The organism is Pirellulales bacterium, assembly GCA_019694455.1.
In the GTDB taxonomy this organism is placed as follows: domain Bacteria; phylum Planctomycetota; class Planctomycetia; order Pirellulales; family JAEUIK01; genus JAIBBY01.
On the sequence record JAIBBY010000015.1, the window covers coordinates 56,589 to 81,565 of the forward strand.

The window sequence follows — 24,977 nt, forward strand, 5'->3', positions numbered from 1 at the left end:
CGATGTTAATTGCGCGAAAAGTCGCCAGATAGTGGGGCCAAATTTTATTCACGTGGAATGACGCACAGCGCTAGCGCATGGTCGCCGTGCAGTCGCCAATGCGCCACAAGCGGCGCGGATTGTGACGGATAACGCGATTGCAGCGGGCCGGCCAAGCGGGCGATGAACAAACCCTCGCTGGCTGCGGTGATCTGGATCGATCGAGGCCCCCCAATGAGTCCAGCGCCGAGGGCCTTGCCAATGGCTTCCTTGGCGGCCCAGGCCGCCCGACCGGCCTGGCTTTGCGTGAGACCTGCAATTGCCGCCACCTGCGCGAGGATAGTCCGCTCTTGCTCATCGAAGCTGTCGGCGACCAGAGCGGGATCGAGGGGCAAGAGCGTTTCGACGTCGATGCCGATGCCGCCGACGCGATTCGAATCGGCCGTGACGGCTACTCCGTATAGCCCCTTATGCGCGATGCTCAATTGCAGTGGCGAATCCAGTTGGTTCTGGATAATGGGGGCGCCAGATTCATTGCGGCCAATCAAGATATCGGCCATGGGGAGCTCGAGTTGTGCACGGCGGCGGATTGCGTCTTTGGCGGCCACGCGGCCAAACAACCATTCCGCGGTCGGCAGCGGCGGGAGTTTCGACGCCGCCATCTCCGCTCGTTCGGAGCGACTGAGAATCATGCGGGCCAGCACTTGGGCCCAGACCCGTTTGACGAACAACTTCTCTTGGCCAATGTGCGATTCGCAAATGGTGCAGGCGTCGATCAGGTCCGCGTCTGCGAACAATTGCGAGATGTCTCGCGAGCAGCGAATGGATTTTGGCGCGCTGGCGTACCGGTACAGCGAGAGGGGGAAGTCGACCACTTCTTCTGACTTGCCGAGATAGCGCAGCACGACACGGCCATCGCAATCGATGATCTCGACGTCGCTGCGCAATTGGCCGTCCTGCTGATCGAAGCTGGCGATCGCGGTCAGCTCGCGGCCCGCCTGGCGATCGGCGATAAATTCGAGCCGAGCGATGGAATTGGGGAATGCCAAGGGGACAATGGCGCCCGACTCCTGCCAGTTGCCGTTGCGGAGGCCGGGAATTTGCGATGCGGTGTCGGTGAGCGTCACCGGCAACAGGGGCAATTGACTCGTCGCTTGGCCGAAGAGGCGATCTTGCGTCGGCTCCACCACCAGCGTACGGATGCCGCGCTGGCCCCAGCGCTCGACCTGGCGGATGCCTTGAAACGTGGGGCCGTGATAGAGCACTTTCTGATAGAGTTCGTCAGGATTCCAAGGGACATCGACGTCGGAATCGTCGCGCAGGCGCGGCGCGCCAAGTGACGGCGCTGTGGTGGCCATTTCGACGGTCGCCGACGCGATTTCCGAGTCCATGCCATCGCGGTCGGCTTCGACCAACTTAACTTGCGCTTGATCGCTTGATGTCGCCTCGGCGATCATGCGCACACGACGAGTCGTGGATTCAAACGCCAGCCAGCGCGAAGCGCGGATATCGCTGACGGCGACGACTTGAAGGTCGGGAAGGAGCGCAGCGGCCGCCTGCGCCATGATCTCCAAGGTCATCGCCATCGGCATGATGGGCAGGGCGGATAACGTGGGATCTGCGACGGATAGTCCGCGGCCAAAGAAGGTGTGATCGGTCAGGAAGGGTTCGGTATCGAGCGATAGTTCACATTCCGCGACCAAGCGCTGGCCTGGGCGATGCTCGATTCGCTGTTGAACGAAATGAAGCGGTCGCGAGTTGGTTGGCGTTAGACCCGCAGGTGGGGCCGGCGCCGGAGTGGCGATCGATTGCGCATCGGGCAAAGGATACTCGGACGGCGTGGGCGCACTGACAATGGTTTGTGGTTGGCGCGGCCGGAGCAAGGCGCCGACGCACTCTTGCTGCGTGCGCAGAAAGGTTTGCATCGTGTGCTGGAACTCCGCCATCGCGCGTGAACGCGCGGTTGCGCCCGACCTTGCGTCAGATGGTGGTGGCGCCGTAGCGGGCGCAGCCGCGCGGCCGCGAATAGGTAAGACATGGCCGGCGCATGGGGGCGAGCTTGCACTGACACGGTGCTTGCCGTTGCCATTGCCGTTGGACAGTGAATTAGTCGCCGCTATCGGTGATTGAACTCCGGCGGCCGGCGCCGGCTCGGTCGGCAGACTCGATTTTGCATTGACGCTCAGGCGCTCAAGGAGCGAGTCGCTAAGCTCAAGCGTTGGCAATTCGAGCTTGAGGATAGGATCGGGCGCGGGGGTCGCAGGGGGGGGCTGCGTCAAATCGAGAATGTTGGGCGTTCGCCGATCGTAGAGTTTGGCAAGGTTCATCGGCACGCCATGCGATGCGAGCAAGCCGAGCGCATGGCAAAGCTGTTCGATGTCTCCCTTACGCTGTGAATCGAGTGCGACGACCGCGTGAGGATAGTCGCCCAGCGAATCGGCGATGAAGCTGGCGAGATTGCCGCGCGGCCCCACTTCGATAAAGAGGCGCGCGCCGGCAGCGTGCATGCACAATAGCGTTTCGCGGAACCGGACCGGCATGCGCCATTGACGGACGACCAGATCGCGAATGGCGGCGGGATCATTTGCCATGGGGGCCGTGGTGGCGCACGACCAGATTTCGACTGCCGGCGCTTGCAGTGGCAGTTTCGCCATGTACGCTTCGACAAACTGGCACACGGGCGCCACGGCTGGCGTGTGGTACGGCCGATTCCACGGAAGTCGCTGGCAGACGCCGCCTTTGCCTTGCAGCGTGGCAAGCGCCTTGGCGGTGGCCTCTTCGTCGCCGACGAGGATGACCTGATGTGGGCAATTGTCCATCGCCACGAGCAATCGGCCGTCGGAGTTGCTGACGACCTGTTCAACTGCCTCGGGCTCGGCGCCGCCGACCGAGGTCAAGACGGCATGCGGCGCTAGATCGGAAGCGGCGACTGCGGCCGTGGAGTTGGTCCCATCGATAATCGATTGGACCAGTTCTTCTTCGGTGGCTGGCCGATAGGCGCCGCTAGCCAGCACCGCGGCAAATTCACCGCTGCTATGGCCGACCACCGCATCGGCCTGAATATCGAGCCGGCCCAAAAGATCGAGCAGGCCGCGCGCGGAAGCGGTGACCGCCGCGAGCGCGGTTTCCATCTGAAAAAGTTCGGCCTCGGCCGCGCTGGCGCGTTCGGGACGAGGATATAACAGTTCGGCAAGCGGCGTGGTTCCGCGCTGGCGCAAGGCGAGATCGGTGTACTCGATCTGGCGGCGCACTTCGGGGAAGTGCCGGCAAAGCTCGGCGTGCATGCCGACATATTGCGAACCTTCGCCCGGGAAGACGAATGCTACCCGGCCCTGGCTTGCCAGGGGCGCTGACTGCCAGAAGACCCCTTTGCGATCCTGAATTCGCTGGCGGTCGGGCTCGGCCAGCAGCCGCGCGGCATGCCGCAGTTTTTTGACCAGATCGTCGCGCGAATTGGCGACGATCGCTAGGCGTGATGAGCCGGTGTCGGCCGCGCAGCTCGCGGCGATATCGAGTAGCGTGACCCCAATGCCGGCGGCGACCCAATCGGCAAGGCGTTCTGCTTTGACGCGCAATGCTTCGCGATCGTCTGCCTGTACGACGACTAGCTCAAATGGCCATTGTCGCTCGAGCCTTGACTGATCGACTTCGCAGGTTGGGCGATGCTCTTCCAGCACAGCGTGGCAGTTAATGCCGCCAAAGCCAAAGGCGTTGATGCCCGCGCGGCGGGGCGTTGCAGTGTCGCCGTGCAGCCAGGGCAATGGACTTCCGCAGACAAAGAATCGAGTGGACTCCAGTTCCAATCCTGGCGCGGAACGCTCAGCGTGAAGCGACGGGGGCAATGTGCGATGGTAGAGGGCCAAGGCGGTTTTGATCAGCGATGCGGCGCCAGCGGCCGGGATGAGATGCCCAATCATTGATTTGACGCTGCCAAACGCGATGCGCGGCGCGCGCGGATCGGAACTGGCGAAGCATTGGCGAATCGACTCCATTTCGGTGGCGTCGCCCATGGGTATGCCGGTGCCATGCGCTTCGAGCAGTTCGACGGTCGCCGGATCAATTCCGGACTGATCATAGGCGCGGCGAATCGCCAGTTGTTGGCCTTCGGTGCGTGGCGCCAACAGACCCGCGCCTTTGCCGTCGGACGAGGAACCGATGGACTGGATCAGCGCGTAAACGCGATTACCATCGCGCGTGGCGTCGGCGAGTCGCTTGAGGACGAGCATGCCGCAACCTTGACCGAGCATCGTGCCATCGGCCTCGGCGGAGAAAGGGGCGATCTTGCCGGCTTTGCTCAGCGCTTGCAGTTTGCAGAACAGGATTTGAATTTGCGGCGGAGTGGAGACTTGCGCGCCACCGACCAACACGGTGTCGCAGCGGCGCGAACGTAGCTCGTGTATTCCTTGATCGACCGCCAGGAGCGTGGCCGCACAGGCGGCGTCGATGGTGTACGCGGGGCCATTCAAGTCGAGCCGATTGGCGATCCTGCCGACGAGCGCGCTATGAACCAAGCCGGGAAAGGTTTCCGCGCTGGCGGGGGGCAGGTTTTGTTTGAGCTCGGCCTTGATCGCGGCTAGATCGCTCTCGGACAAGTGGGGTTGCACGCGCCGGAGCACGCCGAGCACCTGATCGACGGCAAAGAGTTGCTGAAAAACGGAGACCCAGCCGCGATTGGTGAACACGCCGCGGCCGATGATGATGCCGGTCTTCTCGCGAGGTAGCGGAATGCCTGGCCAACCGGCGTCGGCAAAGGCCTCGTAGGCGCAGCGCAAGGCGATGAAATGGTCGGGCTCGGCGCCTTCGATGCTGGAGGGGACGACGCCGTATTTGGTGGGATTGAATCGGCACAGTTCGCCCAGGAAGCCGCCGCGCTGCGTGTAGGCGCGATCGATGTTGGGGTCGTCGGGCCCGTAAAACAGCTCTGGCTGCCAGTTGGCAGGCGCGTCGGTGATGCAATCGACCTTGCCGACGATGTTTTGCCAAAACCGAGCGGGCGTATCGGCGCCGGGGAACAGGCACGACATGCCGACAATGGCGATGTCGTCGCCGCGTGGGTCGCGATGGTCACCGATCGATGGCGTCATCAGGCGTGCGCCTTCTCGGTGATGCGATTGAGTTGCCGATTGCCGACGCATTCGAGTCCGGTAATTGCCGTCAGCAATTGGTTGTTTTGGAGATACCACACGTCGGCGGTTACCGTGTCGCCGTCTTGGATGCGCGCGCGATAGCGACACTCGACCGGCCCGGCGCCGAGCGCCGCAAAGCGCTGGAATTTGGCGATGCTGCTGGGGAGCAGCATCACATCATTGACGGAGCGCGACCAAAGGGCCGCCAGTTGGGGGGCCACGTCGGTGACGAAGGGGTCCAAGAGCCAAGACGGTGCGCCGCAGTTTGCGAGGCATGTCTCGGGGGCGGTGACGCGGATCATGGCATCGAGGCCGGTGTCGTCTCCGCCGGTGAACTGGTCGATGGTTTGAAACAAAGGGCCGTGAAAGAGCCAGCGATGGTAAGCGTCGGTTGGCTCGGCAAGGAACGGCGATCGGATTGGCGGGGCGACTTCAGCCGGCCGCGCTGGCAAACAGGAGCGCATGGTGATCGTGGCTTGATAGAGCGGACGCGCGGGGCGTTCTGGATCGGCAAGACGCACCTTCCAGGTTGCCGAAGATTGGTCCGCCGCGACGCGCTCCGCATGTAGCGCGAGTGACAACGAAGCTTGCTGGAAAACGATGCCCTTGAGTTGACGCAGGTCCGATACTTCGGCGACGAGATATTGCGGCTCGGCAGTCGCCACCAATTCGGCCATCATTTCCAAGACAAACGCCAGCGGCAGCACCGGATGATCGTCGATGACGTGATCGCGCAGGTACAGGTGCCGGGACGCATCGATTTCGAGATGGGCCGCGAGTTCGCCGGGCTTGAGAAGCCGTACCTTTTGCCCCATGAGCAGTGGGGTATGCGCGGCGATGCGTGGCGCGGCCGTCGTGGTTGCCTCGGCATCGGCCAACCAACTGCCGGGGCCCAATAGCGCACGAATATCCCATTGGAGAGGGGCGACAATTTCGCGCCAGGCCGCCGCGCGACCCGCTGCCGGTGTGACCATGCCAACGCCGCGCTCCAAGAACTGATGGGCGACTTCTGGCGTGACCATCCCGGCGCCGCTCCAGGGACCCCAGTTCAGGGCGATGGTCTTGGTGGGCCATTGGTCGCGGCAGCGCCGAGCGATGCGGTTCAGAATCTCATTGGCGGCCGCGTAATCGACCTGGCCGGGGTTGCCAAAGAATCCGGACACCGATGAAAAGAGCACCAGCAACTTGAGTTCGCTGGGATCGACCGCGGCACTGAGGGTCAATAGCGGTTCGATCTTCGCGCTGGTCACGCGATCGAACGAATCGGGCGACTTTTCGGAGATGTGACGGTCTTCGATGATGCCGGCGCCATGAATCACGGCGTCGATGCGACCGTGTCGCGAACGGATATCGGCGACGGCGCGCGACAGCGCGGGCGCGTCGCTGGCATCGCACGACAAATATTCTGCGCGACCGCCCAAGGATTGAATCGCCGCCAATGTGGAGTTGATCTCTCGATCGCTAAGGATTTGTCGAAAGCGGGCATCAACTTGCTTGAGGCTTGGAGTGTCGCCGTGCGCGATCTGCAATGATGCCATGATCCGCCGGCGAAGCTCGATCGGATCGGTCACGCCGCGTGTGTCGTCACTTTCAACCGAGGGGACTGGCGAGCGGCCTAGAAGCACCAGTTGGCACTTCGAATGCGCTGCGATTTCGAGGCAGACTTGGGCCGTAATCCCTTTGCCGCCGGCAATCGCGAGCACCACGCTGTCGGAGTTGAGTTTGATGCTAGACCGCTGACATTCTTCCTCGGCGAAGTCGGCTTTGACAATCGACAAGGTGAGCCGTTGGCCATGTCGATAGCCGACTTCCAAGGGGCCCGGTGAGAGTAGTTCGTTGACGATCTGATCGGCCGTTGGCGCTTTGTCGAAGTCGATTGCGCGGAACCAGGCGTTTGGCCATTCGCGGGCGGCGGTTTTGAGCATGCCCACCAGACCGCCACGCCACGGTTGAGCGCAATCTTGCGCCAGGCCAAAATCGCCGCCGCCGCGCGTGGCGGTGAGCACACGAATGGGAGCCTCGGCAGTTGCATTTAGCTCTGGGGCGAAGGCTTGCAGTAAAAATAGGAGTGAATGAAGTTCCGACTTCGACCAGGCGCGCCAATCCGCGGCGGATATGCCCGGAAAAGCAGGCGCGTCGACCAGGGGGGCCAGGTGCAGGACGCCACACACTGGCAAACCAGCGGCGCGAGCGCGGGCAGCGACTTCGAGTGCGCCGGCGGGACTTTGGAGTTCGTGCGGCGCGACGATCAAGCACTGCGCGCCGATTGCTGCCAGCGTGCGTAGCAGGACGGGGGCTAATTGCCCGTCGTCGGTGATGATCCAGACTCCGGCGAGCGTGGCGCCGCTGTCGGTCGAATCCAGCGGAGCGGGGACCACGATCGGGAGGCAGCGCGGGCAACCGGTCTGGCTATTGGGCGACAGCGGTTGCTGTCGCCCGTTGATAGGGTCCGGTTCGCGGACCTCGGACCGCGTCGGTGGGGGAGAGGGGGAATCGGAAAAGTCGGCGACAACCGTCAGGATGGCCTGCATCGACTTGGCGGCAGTCATGCGTTCCATGAAGGTGGCCGGCGGCTCTTTCAATTCTGGTAGCGCCTCACGGCGGAAAGCAGAAATGATCTCGACTCGTTTGATGGAGTCGATTCCCAGATCGGCTTCTAGATTGGCTCCGAGCGTGAGCATTTCGAGCGGATAGCCGGTGCGCTGGCTGACAATGCCGAGCAGGCGTTCTTCCAGGTTAGCGGCCGGGGGCGCTGACAGAGTTGGGGCAGGTTGTTCGACGCGCGGCGAAGGCTCGAGCACTGGTTGCACAAGCGACGATGGTTGAGGAGGCGCCGGATCGGAGGCGACTGATGACGCTACGTGGCCATTGGATGCTACATGGCCATTGGCGACCACTCGGTCGCTTGAGGCGGGCACATACCGCGTGGCGACCGGCGGCGTTGGCTCCAGGTCGGCCCCTAGCGAAGGAAGTTCAGAGTCGCGTTGCCCTAGATAGGCCAACATGACGCTGCGCTGAACCTCAAGAAACTGGCGCATCGTTTGTTGAAACTGTGAATGGGCGTCGGCGCGTGCCAGCGCTTCTGCATCGGAAGGAGGCCATTGCACGAGATCATTCTCCTGTGTTGCAAACTCATGAACTGGCATCCCTTCGCCTGGTGATTGATCACTTGCCATCGAATCCGCCGAGACGATCGGCGCCGGCGCCGAATCTTGCGCCACCGGTTGGGTGTGAGCGGTGTTTGTTTGCGATCCCGCGGCCACGGTCGGTGCGCCCATGACAAACTGGCCACGCAGCGGCGCCGCCAGTGGAGGCGCGTCGACCGGGCGCACTGAGTTGCCGTTTAGCCGCCACGTGTGCTTGGGTGACCCGTCTTTGGCTTCGCTCGCCACGCGGCGCAGATCAAGTCGCGTGAGTTGCCGACCTACATAGAGGCGATCGGCGCGCAGGGCGACCCCTTCCGCATAGAGCGCGGCTAATGCGAACAGCCATTGTTGTAAACCGTTACCGCGCGGAGCGACGGGCACCGTGCGATGCGCGCGCTGACCGAGCGTTTCGGCAACGAGGCCGGAGAGGACTCGGCCGGGGCCGGCCTCGACAAAAATCCTTGCGCCAGCAGCGTACAGGTTCTCGATTTGTTCGCGGAAGCGAACCTGGCCCTCAATCTGTCCGAGCAGCGTATGTCGCATCGCCTGTGGGTCACTCGGGTACTCGGCGCCGGTCAGGTTGCTGAATACGGGGATTTGAGGCGCGCTGAATGGCGAGTTATCGAGCGCCTGTTGGAACCTGGTTGTGGCGCCCGCCATGAGCGGTGTGTGGAACGCGCAGGCCACCGGAATCGCCTGACAGGGCACGTTCATTTGTTCCAGTCGGACCCGTGCGCGCTCGATGGCGACGCTCGATCCACTCAACACGGTTTGTCGTGGGCTGTTCAGGTTGGCCAGCCAGACACGATCGTAGTCGAGCAGGATCGACTCAACATGTTCAGCAGGCGCGGCCACGGCCAGCATGGCGCCTTCTGCGGCCGGGTCGCCGGCATCCGCGGCTGTCATGGATTGACCGCGCGACGCGGCGAGGCGGAACAGTTCCGGCGCGTCGAAGCAGCCGGCCGCGTGTAGCGCGACCAGTTCGCCAAAGCTGTGGCCTGCGGTCATTTGGGGACGAATGTCAAATGCGGCCAGTAAGCGCAGCATCGCCAGGTTGGCGGCAGCGAGCGCGGGCTGGGCGACAGCGGTGTCTTTGAGACGCTGGACGTCGCTGGCGCGATCGGCGTCGCGGAAGCGCGAGGGAGGAATAATGTAGGCGCTCAGAGGAGCGGAGCGAGTCCATGGCGTGTCGCGGTCCGCCTGCTCCAGGCATTGGCGCACTTCCTGGAAGTCGACCGCCAGATCGCGCAACATGTCGGGAAATTGCGATCCCTGGCCGGGAAAGAGAAACGCGACCTGCCCCGCGGATGCAAGGGGCTGGTCGGTGAAGTAGACACCGCGCGGCAAAGCTTGTTCGCCGCCGTCGAGTCGATTGGCGACGGCTTCGAGTTGCTTGAGTAGTTCTTCTACTGAAGAAGCAACCATCGCAGCGCGACAATTACCGACGGCGCCTCGCGAATGAACAGTGAACGCCAGATCGGCCAGTGCGATCAAGGCGCCTGCGGTGCGGGCCTCCTGAATCTCGGCCCTAAGAGAGCGAATCGACTGCGCCAATCGCTCGGGTGATGCCGCAGCCAGGCAGAATAGCTCGGCGGCCAACTCGTGGCGCGGCATGCGAACATCGTCAGGCGTTGGGGAGTCTGTGTACTCTTCGAGCACGACATGGAAGTTGCTGCCGCCAAAACCGAATGCGGATACGCCGGCGCGCCGAGCCTGATCGTGACCGACCCAAGGTCGCGCGTCGGCGTTGACATAGAGCGGACCCGCCTCAAGTCCCGCTTTAGCGCTGGGTTCTTGCACATGGAGAGTCGGAGGCAGCACGCGATGCTTGAGCGCGAGCGCGGCCTTAATCAGACCAGCCACGCCAGCGGCGCACTTGGTATGGCCGATCATGCTCTTCACGCTGCCGAGCGCGGTGCTGGACGCTGCCGCTTCGCTCGCGGTAAGCAAGGCGCCGAGGGCTTGGCACTCCGCCAGATCGCCAACGGCGGTGCCCGTGCCATGCGCTTCAAATAATTCAACTGAGGCGGGCGAGACGCGCGCCTGGGCGTAGGCGCGCCGCAGCGTTTGCAACTGGCCTTCGAATCGGGGGGCCGTCAATCCCTTGTGACGACCATCCGAACCGCCAGCGGCGCCGCGGATGACGGCGTAGATTTGGTCGCCATCGCGTTCGGCGTCGACGCGGCGTTTGAGTACTACGGCGGCATGCCCTTCGCTAATGGCGATGCCATCGGCGGTGGCGTCGAACGGGCGCGAGCGTCCGCGCGGCGAGAGGGCGCCAGTCTTGGAAAAACAGAGATAACCCATGGGGCCCTGCATCGTGTCGCAGCCGCCGGTGACGACCATGTCGCACGCGCCGGAGGAAAGTTCTCGGCAGGCCAGATAGATGGCGGCGAGCGACGAGGCGCAGGCGGCATCGACCGTGAAATTGGCGCCGCCCAGATCAAAGCGATTTGCGACGCGGCCGGCGACGACGTTGAGCAGGATGCCGGCAAAGCTGTCTTCGGTCCACTCGGGCAACTCAGCGAGCACGGCCTCGCTGGGGTTTTCCAAGAACTTGGGGAGCATCGAGCGGAAGCCGTACGACACGCCCAACTCGGCAGCGCCGCCGCCGACGCCGAGGATAACGCTAGTGCGCGCGCGGAGCGGGTTGTCGCGTTCGTAACCGGCGTCGACGAGCGCTCGGCTGACCAGCTCGAGCGCCATGAGTTGCATCGGTTCGATGCTGGCCAGCGAGGCTGGCGGGATGCCGTACTTAAGCGGATCGAACAAGACTTCTGGAACGAAACCGCCCCAACGGCTGTAGATCTTGTCGCGAGCGCGCGGATCGGGATCGAACCAGCGTTCGACTTCGAATCGTTCTGCCGGAATTTCCTGAATCAAGTCTTGCTTGGCAAGGATGTTGTCCCAATAACGCTGCGGATCGGTCGCGCCCGGCAGCAAGCAGCCGATGCCGACGATGGCGATATCCAAGGGAGGCGGCGCTGGCTCCTCGGGCGCGAGCACCTCGACGCGGGGCGCCAGCCGATTCAGTCGCTCGACGGCGCCGGTAGCGACGTTTTGGTGCAAGGCTTCGATGGTGCAGCGATCATGTCGCAGCGCCGCGACTTGGCCCAGCATGAACATGCCTTGCCGGCGCTGTAGCTCGTCGTCGATGTGGCAATACGGGCTTTCGCCCGGCTCTGGGTTCGCCTTGCGCGCGATGCCTTTTGAAGCCATGCGCAGGCGCCCCAAGTTCATGCGTTCCAACTCGTCGCGCGTCTCTTCGTGCGAGTGGCCCGATTCTTTCAGTTCGCTTTTGCGATTGGTGAACGAGGTGATGTATTCGGTGTCGGCGCAGCGAATCGCATGGCCAGGACCTGTCTCAACCAGCACCGTATGATCGCTGGCCAAAGTGACATCTTGAAATCCGGAGACGACTGCGCCGGAATCGACGATCTCTTGGGTGCGCAGATAGGCGGTGCCGAGCAGCACGCCAAACTTGATGCCGCGCTCCACCAATGGCTGGGCCAGGCAAGCCACCATCGCGGCGCTGAGATCGTCGTGGATGCCCCCGGCGAACAGCACATGCGTTTTTTCCAACTCGGCGGCCGGCAGATCGCAATTCAGCAAGACCGAGATCATGCTTTCCCAGAGCACGAAGCTGGTGCGCGGCCCGACGTGGCCGCCGCACTCGCGCCCTTCGAACACGAATCGGCGGGCTCCTTCGTGAAGAAAGGTTTCGAGCATGCCAGGCGAGGGGACATGGAGATAGGTCTTGATGCCACGGGATTCGAGGCCGAGCGCCTGATCGGGACGTCCGCCCGCGATGATCGCGAAGTCGGGTTTGATGTCTTCGATCGCGGGCATTTGCTCGGCACGAATTTCTTGCGGCACAAAACCGAGAATTCCGACGCCCCACGGCAGATCGCCAAGTAGTTGGTCGGTCTGTTCGAGCATCTTGCGCACGTCGGGTCCACGCATGAGCGCGAGGGCCAAAAACGGCAACCCGCCGTGCTGGGCAACCTGATTGCAGAACTCGGGCACGTCGCTAACGTGCGTCATCGGGCCTTGCACAATGGGAAAGCGCGTACCGTGAGACTTGGCCAGGGGGCCGTCTTCACGTAGAGCAAGCGACTGGCGCGCGCCGGAAAGCGAGCGTTCGCACGATTGCGATAGGAGTTTGAGAGCGCGCGCCACAGTGCCGGCCTGGTCCCGAAATTGCGGCGCTAGGGCGATATCTTGACCGGTCAACCACAACTGGCGATCGGCCTCGCTGACGGAGAGCATTTCGCCAATCTTCCGATCGAAGGCGGAGTGTGCATCGCTCTCGTTGGTACTAGCGCTGGCGAGAGCGCGTTCCAGTTCGTGGCGAGGATCGAGGCGCGGCTGGACAAAGAAGCGAAGCGCGTGCCAGTTGTCGTGACGGTGGGTTGCGGTTTCGCTGCCATCAACATTCGCCAGTCGCTGCCGCATTGATGGCGACAGGCCGCTATCTCGCAACAGCGCGAACTGCCAGTCGAGCAACACGCCGGCGGCGCCGGCCACCGCGGCGGCGGCGACGGTATGAAGCCCAATGCCGCCCCAGGTGAGGACGGGGAGCTTTCCCCAGGCGATCAACCGTTGCAAAAGGACAAAGGTGGTCTCTTCGCCCACTCGCCCGCCAGCTTCGTGCCCTTTGGCGACAACTAGATCGACATGGCATTTTATTGCTAGTTCGGCTTCGGCAATCGAAGTGGCGACCAGACCGATGCGCTCGGCACGGGGACGGCACGCCGCAATCATTACTTCCAGGTCCGCGCCATCTTCGGGAACAAGCAGAATGGTGTTTGCGATCTCGATGGCGTCGAGGGCCGCCGCAGCAACTTCATCCAGTCGACCGGAAAGCACAAGACCGTGACGGCCGCGAGCGAGGCGATGCAGCCGATTGGCAGAAAACGCCGCGTTTTCCGGGCTTTTTTGGTAGGTCAGATTGAGCAGACCGAGTGCGCCGGCGCGCGATGCGGCAATAGGGAGAGCAGGCTCCCAAATGCCAGTTGGCGAGCAAACAACATGCTCAAAGACGGCCATCGCGCGAGCGCGCCCCCTCGACTGTGGAGATAAGTAAACCGACAGATTGAAGCTGTGCGCAGATGCTGTGGGCGGTGCTTCGGCTCGATTGGCTAATGTACTCAGCGGGGGGGGTAATTCAAGTTTGTGAACGCAGATTTACCAGTTCAGAAAGCTGTCGAACTGGACTCTACCAATTAGGTGGATAATACCGGCATTCTGTGACGCTGCACCAGTGATTGCAGCAGCCTTTGCTAGCCCCGGTTGCGATAGAGCTCGGGCTCAACGCACTCGCACATTGCCTGAGTGTCGAGACCGTCGCCGAGGAACTCATTGATGGCGCCGACTTGGCGGATCGGGTCGGCGAGCACCTGGTTGTAATCGACTTCCAGATAGTGGAAATGGGGGCGCTCAGCGAGCCAGCGGAGGCACTGCTCGATCTGACCGCGAAAGATTCGTGCCATGGCGGTATCCGACATGTCGTCGCTAGAGCGACCTAGACGCGACAGCATCTTGCGCTGCGAGGCCAGCACTTCGTCGATGGCACGCTGCATGAACAGTACGCGATACTCGTATCCCTCCGGCAAGTCGTACAACAGTTGGTAAACCATCTTGACGACCTTGCCCGAGGCGTTGTCGAGCCAGCTTGCGTCTTGTTTGGTCTTTTTGACGGGCTCAAATTCGTAGTATCCGCGCGGGTTGTCGATGTCTGCCGTGCGCAGGTGGTCTATTAATGGCGGCACTCCCCCCGCTTCGAGCATGCGCATCATCATCGAGGTGCCGCTGCGCGGCAAACCGGAGACGATGGTGATGAAACTGCGATCAGGGTTCATAGTCGGCGATGTTTACGGCTTGGGGTGACTTTCAAAGAACTTCCACATTTCCTCGGAGGCGCTGATGTCGGTGTTGATCTTGCCGACCCCGGCGCGGTCTTCGGTGCGCGTGGTGCGACCGCCGGGCCAGGTGTGGCCGCCGTCGTCGAGGATCCAGAGGACGACGTCGGCGTTCTGCTGGCAACCGGTGTATTGCACACAAAGGGCCGATCCGACGCGCGTTTCGGCGGGCGCTTGACCGCAGCCGTTGTGTTTGGCCCAGGTGGCGACAGCGGCAGCGGCGGGGGCGATTTCGTATTCTTCGAAGCCCGACTTATCGGAATTGGAATGGCCACCGTTGAATAGCGCCCACGTATCCTTCTTGCCGTGGAAATGAATGAGCGGCATGGGTCGGGGAGGAGGGGGCGCGTATTGGCCGACCTCGCGCTGACCGGCCACGGGGCCAATCGCCGCGATACGGTCCGACAATTTTGACGCGAGCAAGTAGCACATGTGCGCGCCATTGGAAAGACCCGTGGCGTAGACCCGTTTCGGATCGATGGAAAAGTATTGGGCGGCGTCATCAAGGACCGCGGCGATAAAGGCGGTGTCGTCGATTTTACGCTGCTTGGGACTCTTGGGCCGCGCGCCGGCATTCCAGAACAGCAGCCGATCGGTGAAGACGGGAGAGGTAGCGGCTGGATAGATCGCCAGAAACCCGTGCTGATCGGAGGTTTCGTCGATGCGTGAGTTGTAGCGCACGATATCGGGATTTCCGCCGCCGCCGTGCAGCACGAGCACCACCGGTGTGGGGCGGCCGGGCTGATAGCCGCGCGGCACGTGAACCTGGTAATAACGAGACCGGCCGCCATGCCGCAATTGGCGGCCATACTCGCCGGGCCCGTATTGCCCAGCCTCGCGAATCCAGGTGAGTTGGATGCGGTAGTCGCGCTCGCCAATCACCGCGCCACTGGGGCCGGGCGAACTGCCTTGCTCGTTGCCCTTTGGTGCGAAGGCCGCCGCAAGGCAACTGAAGAAGCTCATCAAACCGATCAACAGTGCGATAAAGAGGATGCGCCGATCCATAGCCAAACGAGTCCGTCGCCGTTCGCGTAGTCGAATGGAAGCCCCTCAACCAGAAATTACCCAGCAACAACCGTCAACCGGTCGCTCGCTTTTTGCAGACTGACATGGTGCTCGGCAAGTTTCTCGAAGACGCTCTTATAGATGTCGTCCACGAGGCGAATTCGCTTGACGTCGGGGACATCCTTGGCGGCCTTCATTTCCGCATCGGAGAGAGGCACGAAGTACACGGCGGGCACCTGGTTGTACTTGGCGCAATTGCGATCGCACAACTCGTCGAGCAGCGTGTAGTGATGATCGCCGAAGGACTCGAAGCTATCGCCCATGCGCAGCAAGAACTCGACGAACACCTCGGTCAGCGCGTCGGTGAGGTATGACCGATTCTCCAAGTTCAGATAGATGCGTCGATGCACGTGCGGCAGAACACGATTCAGTTCTTCGCGGAAGCCGACCGGCAGCGGCATGGCGCGATTGTCGATTTCCAGAATGATGTCGCCCGAGCGTTCGCGCTCGATGTTCACATCGAGTTCGACGATCGTTTGCTGAATCGTTTCATGGTACTTGGCATACTGGACGATCAAGTCCTTGACGCGCTTGAGCATTTGCGGAGCGACGGCGCGCGTGTGGTCGAGCATGCGCCGTGTGGCGGCAGCGGCCGCTTCGTTCAGTTGCAACTTGGCAATTAGCTCGTCCGCATCGACCGCGACGAGTCGATCGACGAGTTTCGCCTGTTGGGCGATGGTCGCGAAGCCGCAGATACGATCGGCGAACGCGGGCCAAGAATAGACGTTGGCGAGCAGCCGGCGGTAGCCCTCGTAAAGCTCCACGCGCGACATTTGCTTGGGGAGGATGTTGGTTCTGGCACGGGCGGGGCCGAGCTTTTTGTTTTTGACCAGACTGAGCACGCGGCGCTCGCGCATGAGTCGCATCCAAAGACGGGTGCCGATCGGCGCTTTGAGCATGTAAATGCCGATGCTCGGCAGGCAGGCCTTTTGCAGAAAATCGGTCGTCACGTCGAAAATCGACTGGTCGTCCTCATCGAAGCCGACAATCATGCCGGACCGAATGCCGATGCCGTAGGACAAGAGCGTGTGAATGTTGTCGACCAGATTGCCGCGCAGGTTTTGCAGCTTGTTGGCGCCTTTGAGCGAGGCGGTATTGGCCGACTCGATGCCGATAAACACCATGTGAAAATTGGCAGCGGCGAGCAGTTGGCAAAACTCGGGGTCGCTGCTGGCGGTGATGCACATCTGAGTCGAGTAGTACATGGGGCGGGGCAGCGTGGCGTTGAACTGGATGATTTCGCGCAATAGCTCCTTGGCGTATTTGCGGTCGCCGCCGAATTCGTCGTCGCAAAAGAAGACCCATTCGAAGCCGTACTTGGCGAGTTCGCGAAGTTCGTCGATGATGATCGGAATGGGGCGATGGCGCTGCCGCCGGCCGAACAGATAGATCACATCGCAAAACTCGCAATCGTAGGGACAGCCGCGCGTGGTCTGCACCGCGCCTGAGCCGTAGTGCTTCATTTCGTTGGCGATCGAGTCCCACACCGGTCGCGGCGTAGAGTCGAGATCGGGCTTGTCGATCTGGCAATACTCGGACTTGTAGCTGCCTTGCTCCCAGTCGCGCAGGAACTGCGGCCAAGTGTTTTCGACCTCGCCGACAAAGAGGATGTCAAAATGCGGACGGTAGGCGCCGGTGGAACTTGAAACCCCCGGGCCGCCGCCGGCCACTGGCACGCCGCGCGCGCGAAAGATGTTGGCGATCTCCACCTGCCGCGGGCGGTGCATGTCGTAGCCGGTCACACCGACCAGATGGTATTGACGGTCAAAAACGGTATCGGACGTGATGCGACCGTGGACGATCTCGTCCCAAAGCTGCACGTGGTACTTTTCGCCCGGCGTCAGTCCGGCCACCGTAGCCAGTCCCAGCGGCGGAAAGTTATTGCGGATCTGGCAAACTTCGGTTTCGTCGCCCGTGACCCACAGAGCTTCGTTCACCGCATCGGGGCTAATGAGCAGAATGTTCTTCATGGCCCGAAAACCCTTGAATGAGCACGGACGACCGCCGAGCCCAGAATAGGGGTCGCGATCGCGGGCCGGCGCAAGTGAAAAGATGGCTTCGAGTATAACTCCCGAGTGGGGGTTGGCAATTTTTCGTCAAGCGCCTGGAATTCAACTTCCGGTCGCAGCGATGATGTCGGCTGTCAGGGAAGCAATAACCGGTGCGGGATTGGTCAAATCTGCGTCCTTGGTAGTATTCAGCTCCTCATGTAATCGATCTGAAGCGGGGTAGCGGCCATCGATTTGACGAGCCTGGTCGATTGCCGCATCGGCGTCCGCTGGTCGGCCCAGCGCATGGGCAACGCGGGCAAGATCGAGGCAGGCGGCGTAGTCCTTGGGATTGAGCGACAAGGCAGTATTAAGAGCGACCTCTGCCTCGGCGAATTGACCGAGCCGAAAGAGGGTCGCGCCGCGGCGCGCATGGGGGAGCGATTGCGCAGGATCGACATCGGCGGCAGCGGTGAATTCTACGAGTGCGGCCTGAAGCGCGCCATTGGCCAGGAACAATTCGCCCGCGGCCATCCGCGAACGTGGATCAAAGCAGTTCATGCGCAGGGCAGTTGCCGCTTGGTTGAACGCATCACTGGCTTGTTGATCGTCCAGCAGGAGTCGCGCCAGCTTGAAACGGGGCGCGGCCAAGGTAGGGGCATGACGAATCGACTCGCGATAGGCGTCCATCGCTTCGCGCGGGGAGCCAAGCGCAGCCAGCAGATTGCCCTTGAGCAGATGTGCCCGGCCGTTTTGCGGTTCTTCGGCGAGCGCGTTTTCGACCGCAATCAAGGCCTCGAACGGTTCGGCCAGTTCTTGTTCGACAAAGGCCAGCGCAAGCCAAGCCAAGGGTTGGGCCGATTCGAGCGCCAGTGATTGGGAAAGGGCGTCGCGAGCGGATGAAAAGCGGGCCAAGGCAACGAGCACCAACCCTTTGAAGAACAGCGCGCCAGGCAGTGACGGGTTCCACTGGAGAGCGCTTTCCAACTCGCCGAGGGCCTCGCTGTAATGGCCCTGCTCGTAAAGCTGTTTGCCGAGCGCCAAGTGACCAAGCGCCACACCCGCCGCGCGCTCGCTGGGCGCTTGGGCGCGTGCGTGCGCCACCGTCTTAAGCGCTTCGACATAACTTAGCGGTCGGTGCATTCAGTCGGTCCGCAGTTTGCGCAAATCATCGTTACGGCAGCCACGACCAAATTTCGGTTCGGGCGAATCGCACAATCGGGCGCGCAACGGCATGCCATAACAAATCGTCGGATATCACTACGCGAGCATGTCCGGTCATATAGGGTACCAGATCATCAGGCGGGTGTTCCAAGTCGGCGTATATTCGGACATAGCGGTCGTCTTGTCGCGTCATGCGGGCTTTGCTCAAGAACTCGCGATCGGTGCGGTAGGGATCGACATCGATCTCATCGCGATGGATCGCCGAACGAGCCTTTGAGTCGACGCGCGCTGTGAGCAGTTCTCCCTCGTGGTAGCCGGGCATGCGTAGTTTGGCTAATTGCCCCTTTTTGATGTAAACGGCCGCGTCCTCGGTGGCGAAGATCTCTGCCCGCAGTTTGGTGTCGTCGTCGAGCACCGCGATCAGGTCGCCGGGGTGAACATATTGCCCAAGCTTGGCCGGAACGCGGACGACGGTCCATTGGCCGTCGCCAGGGGCCACGACTTCGGCCAAGCTCAATTCCGTTTCATAATGAGCGAGTTCGGCCGCCAGTCGTTCGGCTTTCGCCTTGGCGGCTCGGATTTCCTCTTCGCGACTGCCGCCGCTGAGCATGGCCAGTTTTTCCTCGGCCCCGGCCAATAGGCGAGTTGAGCTTTCTCTATTGAATTTGGCGCTGTCGAACTGAGCGTCGGTGGATTGCTTTTGCTCGTGCAGTTTGGAGATTCGATTGAACTCGCGCTCGTGCAGCGCGAGTTGCGCGCGATACATCTCCGCTTCTTGCAGCGCTTGCTCGACCTGCTCTTTGCGGAAGCCGTGCTGCGCCAGATCGTATTCGGCTTGCGCCTCGGCCAGCGCGTGGCGAGTGGTTTCCACATCGCGGCGCTGGTCACGGGCATGCAGCACCGCGATGACTGAACCGCCTGAAACGCGATCGCCCGCCTTGATGCGGACTTCCGCGACTTCCGACGAGATTTGCGCGCGGGCCGAATGTTCTTGCAATGGCGCCAGGCGAAACTCGCCGCCAATCTCGTGCGTGTAGGGAATGAAGCCGCAGGCAATGACGGCCGCAACGACGGCTATTCGCAACGGCCAGCGCACATACCACGCGCCACCGCCACGCATCAGCCATCGCAAACGATCGGGCACGAATCGAGCTCCCAAATTCCAGCCGCGCGTCACGCCGGCTATCGCGCCGAGCGCGAAGACGAAGACCGTGGGGTCGCGGTCGCCGCGCCCCGCGAGCAACAGGGCGCCGAGCGCGACGATCACTCCCAGGTCGATCAAACCGTGACCGCCATAGTAACCTAGGCCATAGAGGCGGAGCCAGAATCGCTCGCGGTGGGTGAGGGCTTCGGGCGAGCGTCGCAGGGCCAGCCAGGCGCGTGTTTCGGCCTTGGCGCGATCTTGCAAACGCCAGTCGCCGATACGGGCGCAGAGCGCCCAGTAGGCGGAGTGCATCACGAAGATATTGCACTGCAGCAACACGAAGCCGACGATGCAGGGAGCGATATTAAAGGTGAAGAAGATGCGGGCCGCTTCGTGCCTGTCGGCCAGGCGCCAGGCGATGCAGAACAAGGCGCCCATCACGAGCGGAAAGAGGAACTCCGCGACCAGAAAACGGCGGCGATCGCGATCGCTCGCCAGCCAGAGCGACAAACCGGTGTCGATTCTCACCAGCGGCAGAACGCCGCGCCAGCGCATGAAGCCGAGGCCATGCACCGAGCCCCCCAGGCGGCGAACGGCCATGCCGATGAAAAGCGCGTGCGGCAAATTGAGCAGAAGCACGGTTTGCAGAAACGACGCGAGGAACAGCGGCAAAAAGAGATGCCGCGACGACGCGGAACGCATATCTACCAGCATGTCTGGGTAGTAACGGAAGAAGACACCGCCGCCAGCGGCGATGATGATTAACGCCGGCGCCAGCGCGAGTGGATGCACGAGCCAGCCAAATAGCGAGGCCAATAGATCGAAAAAGAAGTTGAGGCCGGGGCGATAGGCGAGCGAGTCGGCGCCGCCTGTGGCGGGGGACTCGACCGGTGGCGGCGAACCTTCCAAAAGTTGATGTTGCCGCAACTGCTCAACAAAGTTGGCCACCGCCCGCCAACTGATCGTCTGGCCAAACTGCTGCTGAAAGCGGTTGGGCAGACCGTCGATTGGTTCCGAGCTGGTGAGTTGATGGAGGATGAAGCGTTCTTCGGGACCCAGTTCGAAGTGCGAGTCAAGAACCGGGTCGTAGAGCGCGAACTGTCGCGGCGACAAGCGGGTCAAAGTGACCCCGGATTTCAGGCGAATTCGCGGCTGTTCGCTCATACCGTTTCGTGCAGGAAATCGGCGTCGGCGCGCCGGGCGTGCGCCGCTTCGAGCAAATGGGTGATTTCAGCGCAACCCGGGTCGATTTGTCGCGCGGCGCACAAGAGCGTTTGCGCCTGCTCAAACTGGCCTTGGCGGAGATAGATTCGGGCCAGTTTGCGATGACACTCCAGATTCTGCGCATCAAGCGTCATTGCCGTGCGGTACATGTTGGCGGCTTCGAGGTGACGTCCCAGATCGTCGTACAGGTCGCCCATGCGCAAATAGGCGGCGGTTTGCAGAGGTTGAGTTTGAATGGCAGAGCGATACTCGGCCACCGCCTGTTGCGGGTGACCTGCTCGGCGCAGCAGGTCGCCCAACAACAGCGGGGCTTCGCGATCGGCGGGCGCGCACTGGCGAACCAAGCGCAACTGCGCGATCGCGGCCGGAAGGTCGTCTATCGCCGCCAGCAATTTTGCCAATCGCAGACGCGCGGCAATCAAGAGGGGATCGAGATCGAGCGCGCGTAAGTAAGCGACACAAGCGCGCGGGTGGTCGCCAAGGGAGGCGAGCGCGGCGCCGTGCAACAAATGGCCGATCGGCGACTGCGGATCGAGGCTGAGCGCTTTTTCGGCCGCGGTTCGGGCCTCTTCGTATTGAGCAAGTTCCTGGCGAACATGCGCTAGGGCCAGCCAAGCATCGTGTTGCGAACCGTCGAGGCGCAGTGATAGACGCAGGGCATCGGCCGCCTGAGTCCATTGCTTTTGCGCCATCAGGACGCGGCTCTTAAGGAAGTGGGCTGCCGCGTACTCTGGATTTTGGGCCAAGGCCAAGTCCGCTTCTGCCAGCGCAGCGGTCAATCGACCGGATTTCAGGTTGACTTGGGCTTGGGCAAGATGGGCGGTCCACAGTTTTCCGACGGCGCGCAATCGCGGAGCATAGTCGGACATGGTGGCCAACCGGACCATTTTGAAGAGACGAGAGAGAAGGGACGAGCGACATTATAGCCGCCCGTCGAAAGGCCCGGCAAACATCAGAATTGCGCTTCAATGGCCGAAGGGGATTGCCGACCAAGTCGCACCGATTTGAATTGCAACGAAATGCAAAAAACAGGGGGCAGAACTCCGAAAACCCTATCTCCGACAACCCGCTTCGGACGACTGTCTAGCGGCATAAGTGTTTACTACAAAGTCGGTTGCGATACGTTGCAACGGCGCCATTCGGTGACGCCGAAAGCGGAGTTTTCGGAATTCGAATTGCCGGTCAGTTCAGAGCGTGTGGGACTGAGCCGAGGAGGCATATCGATTGAAGGTAATGTGAAGTGGCCAATCGAAACGCGACTGATTTGGATATTGATATTGACCAAATCTCGATGGCCGGACTACAAGTTGGAATGAATCCTTCCGATCGCCAGTAACGGCGGTTGATACCCCCCCTTGAGTGGGACGATACAGGGATGTATCGGCGACATGGTGAAAAGCTCGGACTGGTCTTTCTCGCCTGCGATCTGACGATCACGGTCGCGGCGTGGTTGATCGCGTACGCCTTGAGGTTCACTTTCTGGCCGGCGCCTGACGGCGTGCCCAACCTGGATGCGGTGCTGCGGCCATTGCCGCTCTTGCTCATTCTTGCGGCGGTGGCGTATCGCGCAGCAGGACTCTACGACGTGCATCGCTTGCGGCAATTGCCGAGCGAGTGGGGAGTGGTGCTACGGGGGAGCGGGCTCTTGTTCCTGCTGGCGGTAGCGGCAGTTTTTTACCGGCGTGAGCTATACGAATCGCGATTGGCGCTAGGCACTTTCGCGGCATTGTTGCCATTGGGTCTGGTGGCCAGTCGCTATTTGTTGTGGGGGGCGCTACGACGGGCGCGCAGCCGGGGGCTGAATCATTCGCGCGCGCTGATTGTGGGATCGGGGCGTTTGGCGCGGCGGGTGTCGCAAATCATTCACAAAAATCGTTGGACAGGATTAGAGGCTATTGGTTTTGTCGAAGACGATCCCGCCACTCGGCTGCCTGGGCTTTCGCGGCTGGGATCCATTGACGAACTGGCCTCGATTATTGAACAGCAGGACGTGGATCATGTGTTCGTCGCCTTGCCACTGGCGCGGTACGGCGAGCTTTGTGGCGTGTATCAGGCGTTGAGCCAGTTGTTGGTTGAAGTGCAATTGGTGCCCGACATCCCGAGCCTGACGGGGATGCGGGTGCGGATGCTGGAGGTGCAGCAGACCTGTTTTTTGAGCCTGCGCGAGGATCCGCACGCGGGGTGGCGGCGGGTGACCAAGCGAGGATTGGACGTGGCTGGCGCGCTCGCGGCGCTGGCTTTGTTCTCTCCGCTGATGTTGCTGATTGCCGCGCTAGTGAAACTGACAAGCCGCGGGCCGGTCTTGTATCGGCAGCCTAGGACCAGTTTGGCCGGCGCGCAATTTTCGATGTTGAAGTTTCGGAGCATGCGGATCAACGCTGAGCAGGCGACAGGCCCGGTATGGACTCATCAGAACGACGCGCGATGCACGGCGATTGGCCATTGGCTCCGGCGGTACAGTCTGGACGAGCTGCCGCAGTTGTTCAATGTGCTGGTCGGGGATATGAGTCTGGTGGGGCCACGTCCCGAACGGCAGATTTTTGCGGAGCGGTTTTGCGGTTCGATTCCCGGCTACTTGCAACGTCAACAAGTGAAGTCGGGGATGACCGGCTGGGCGCAGATTAACGGTTGGCGGGGCAATACGTCAGTGCGGCGGCGAGTGGAATACGATCTTTACTACATTGCGAACTGGACGTTGTGGTTCGACGTAAAGATCTTATGGCTAACGCTCTGGCGCGGTTTTCGACAGGACAATGCGTATTGAACTGGCGGCGGCGCAATTTGATCGCAAACGCCTCCTGGGGCGGCGGCAGAGAAAAGGCCAAGACGACGCAACGGTTTGGAGCTTCGCCCCAACAACTTCTATTGCTTGAGGTTGTGACGAGCGAAGGCTTGGCGACTGGCTCGAGAGGCCGGCGCGCTGGCCGTGGCGAAGTCTTGATTGCCGCAACACTTGGCAGCGCGATGGCCACGACGGCCATCGGTTTTGTCCGAGAAGAACCACGCGCCTACTGAGTCAGGGATTGATTCAGGGAGGGGTTATGCAACCGCAACGTAGTTCGCTGGTGACAGAATATCGCTTGCAATCGCGATTTGAAGAATTGCGCGACCGGCTGCTCGGCAGCCCACGGCAGGAACGACTGCAGCAGCCGCTGGCGTATTGGACGTTGCCGCACGATCGGCGATTACCGTTGGCGTTCATGTCGCGCAATCTGCATGAGTTGTTGAACACACCATTTGACGCGCTGATCGCCACTCCGGGAGTTGGCCAGAAGAAGATGGTGGCGCTCGTGCATTTGTTGGAGCGGGCCGAATCGAATCTGGATGGCGAGTCGGGCACGTACCCGATCGACGAGGCGTTGGCGGCGCTGGATAGCGAGTTGTCGGCGGATTCGACGGTGGAAGCGGGCTTTGCCGCTGATCGAGTATCGGAGTCGGCGTGGTCGCTATGGCGCGACAGCGTGAAACGATATCACCTGGAGGAAGAAACGCTGGGCCGCTTCGCGCCGTCGTTGGAACGGCTGCCACGGGTGCTGTGGCACACCACGTTGAACGCGTATTGCGATCTGTCGCTGGGAGAGATTCGCGGGCTCAAGACGCATGGCGAAAAGCGGGTGGCGGCGGTGCTGGAGGTATTTCACGAGTTGTACGCCTTGCTGTCGGGACTGGGGACGATGAGCCATTTGGCGATTCGCTTGCAGCCGCGCCTGGCGGGGCAGGTCGAAAACTGGCTGTTGGCGGCGCTGGAGCGCAGCGAGCCACCGTGTCCGGCCGAGTTGGATCGGCAATTGTTGACTCCGCTGGCGGCGCAGGTGCGCGGCGACCTGGGCGAATTGGTGGGCGACCTGGTGGACGACCGATTGGGCCTTTCGGGGCACGAGGCCAGCGTGCGCGAGAAGGCCGCCGCGCTGGGATTGACGCGGGCTCGGCTCTATCAGCTTTTGGCGGACGCGGCCGAAGTGATCGCGGTGCGGTGGCCCGAAGGGCAATATCTTGCGCAGCATCTAGCGGGCAAGTTGCGGTCGCAAGGCGCCGATCTGGGAGAGTACGAGCGCTTCTTCGCGGCGGTTGATCTGTTCTTTCCAAGCCGCCACGTGAATGGGACAGCGCCCCCGTCGCAGGGTGATGCCACTCGGCCCGACGGACATCAGCGCCGCGCGGGGTAACGAGCAGATTCGTGGCGGCCGGCATGTCATCCACCGATGGCGCCGCGCGAGAAT

Annotated in this window: 10 protein-coding genes; 2 read left to right on the forward strand and 8 right to left on the reverse strand. The window is 61.9% G+C overall.

Annotation, left to right across the window (positions count from 1 at the left end; all coding sequences use genetic code 11):
* Positions 1–44 precede the first annotated feature (44 nt).
* The 8 genes from K1X71_08305 to K1X71_08340 form a co-directional block, all read right to left on the reverse strand.
* A complete protein-coding gene (locus tag K1X71_08305; GenBank protein ID MBX7073137.1) occupies positions 45–5,063 on the reverse strand; it encodes a polyketide synthase dehydratase domain-containing protein in 5,019 nt (1,672 codons plus the stop codon).
* Positions 5,063–13,300 carry an SDR family NAD(P)-dependent oxidoreductase gene (locus tag K1X71_08310; protein ID MBX7073138.1) on the reverse strand — a complete coding sequence of 2,746 codons (8,238 nt, stop codon included), beginning with the start codon at positions 13,298–13,300 and terminating at the stop codon, positions 5,063–5,065. The genes K1X71_08305 and K1X71_08310 overlap by 1 nt, the downstream gene beginning before the upstream one ends.
* A 233-nt stretch (positions 13,301–13,533) precedes the next feature.
* The gene (locus K1X71_08315) at positions 13,534–14,112 is read right to left on the reverse strand and encodes a sulfotransferase (protein ID MBX7073139.1); all 579 of its coding nucleotides are present in this window, start codon (positions 14,110–14,112) and stop codon (positions 13,534–13,536) included.
* Positions 14,113–14,124: 12 nt separating this feature from the next.
* On the reverse strand, positions 14,125–15,177 hold the full coding sequence (locus tag K1X71_08320; GenBank protein ID MBX7073140.1) for a hypothetical protein: 1,053 nt from the start codon (positions 15,175–15,177) through the stop codon (positions 14,125–14,127).
* Between the two features lie 56 nt (positions 15,178–15,233).
* Positions 15,234–17,207 (reverse strand): radical SAM protein, encoded by a 1,974-nt coding sequence (locus K1X71_08325; protein MBX7073141.1) that lies wholly within the window; start codon positions 17,205–17,207, stop codon positions 15,234–15,236.
* A gap of 141 nt (positions 17,208–17,348) precedes the next feature.
* Positions 17,349–18,368 carry a tetratricopeptide repeat protein gene (locus K1X71_08330; GenBank protein MBX7073142.1) on the reverse strand — a complete coding sequence of 340 codons (1,020 nt, stop codon included), beginning with the start codon at positions 18,366–18,368 and terminating at the stop codon, positions 17,349–17,351.
* A 31-nt stretch (positions 18,369–18,399) separates the two neighbouring features.
* Complete coding sequence (locus tag K1X71_08335; protein ID MBX7073143.1) at positions 18,400–20,697, reverse strand: HlyD family efflux transporter periplasmic adaptor subunit; 2,298 nt, start codon at positions 20,695–20,697, stop codon at positions 18,400–18,402.
* A complete protein-coding gene (locus K1X71_08340; GenBank protein MBX7073144.1) occupies positions 20,694–21,626 on the reverse strand; it encodes a tetratricopeptide repeat protein in 933 nt (310 codons plus the stop codon). Before K1X71_08340 ends, K1X71_08335 begins: the two co-directional genes overlap by 4 nt.
* Before the next feature lie 506 nt (positions 21,627–22,132).
* Between K1X71_08340 and K1X71_08345 the strand changes: the two genes are divergently transcribed.
* Positions 22,133–23,521, forward strand: coding sequence for an undecaprenyl-phosphate glucose phosphotransferase (locus K1X71_08345; protein ID MBX7073145.1), 1,389 nt, complete (start codon positions 22,133–22,135; stop codon positions 23,519–23,521).
* Between the two features lie 277 nt (positions 23,522–23,798).
* A complete protein-coding gene (locus tag K1X71_08350) occupies positions 23,799–24,923 on the forward strand; it encodes a hypothetical protein (GenBank protein ID MBX7073146.1) in 1,125 nt (374 codons plus the stop codon).
* Positions 24,924–24,977 lie beyond the last annotated feature (54 nt).

Bases quoted from the DNA above. Each gene is read 5' to 3' on its own strand.
- K1X71_08320 (MBX7073140.1), bottom strand. From the start codon at position 15,177: ATGGATCGGCGCATCCTCTTTATCGCACTGTTGATCGGTTTGATGAGC.
- K1X71_08325 (MBX7073141.1), bottom strand. From the start codon at position 17,207: ATGAAGAACATTCTGCTCATTAGCCCCGATGCGGTGAACGAAGCTCTG.
- K1X71_08345 (MBX7073145.1), top strand. From the start codon at position 22,133: ATGTATCGGCGACATGGTGAAAAGCTCGGACTGGTCTTTCTCGCCTGC.
- K1X71_08330 (MBX7073142.1), bottom strand. From the start codon at position 18,368: ATGCACCGACCGCTAAGTTATGTCGAAGCGCTTAAGACGGTGGCGCAC.
- K1X71_08310 (MBX7073138.1), bottom strand. From the start codon at position 13,300: ATGGCCGTCTTTGAGCATGTTGTTTGCTCGCCAACTGGCATTTGGGAG.
- K1X71_08315 (MBX7073139.1), bottom strand. From the start codon at position 14,112: ATGAACCCTGATCGCAGTTTCATCACCATCGTCTCCGGTTTGCCGCGC.
- K1X71_08335 (MBX7073143.1), bottom strand. From the start codon at position 20,697: ATGAGCGAACAGCCGCGAATTCGCCTGAAATCCGGGGTCACTTTGACC.
- K1X71_08340 (MBX7073144.1), bottom strand. From the start codon at position 21,626: ATGTCCGACTATGCTCCGCGATTGCGCGCCGTCGGAAAACTGTGGACC.
- K1X71_08305 (MBX7073137.1), bottom strand. From the start codon at position 5,063: ATGACGCCATCGATCGGTGACCATCGCGACCCACGCGGCGACGACATC.
- K1X71_08350 (MBX7073146.1), top strand. From the start codon at position 23,799: ATGCAACCGCAACGTAGTTCGCTGGTGACAGAATATCGCTTGCAATCG.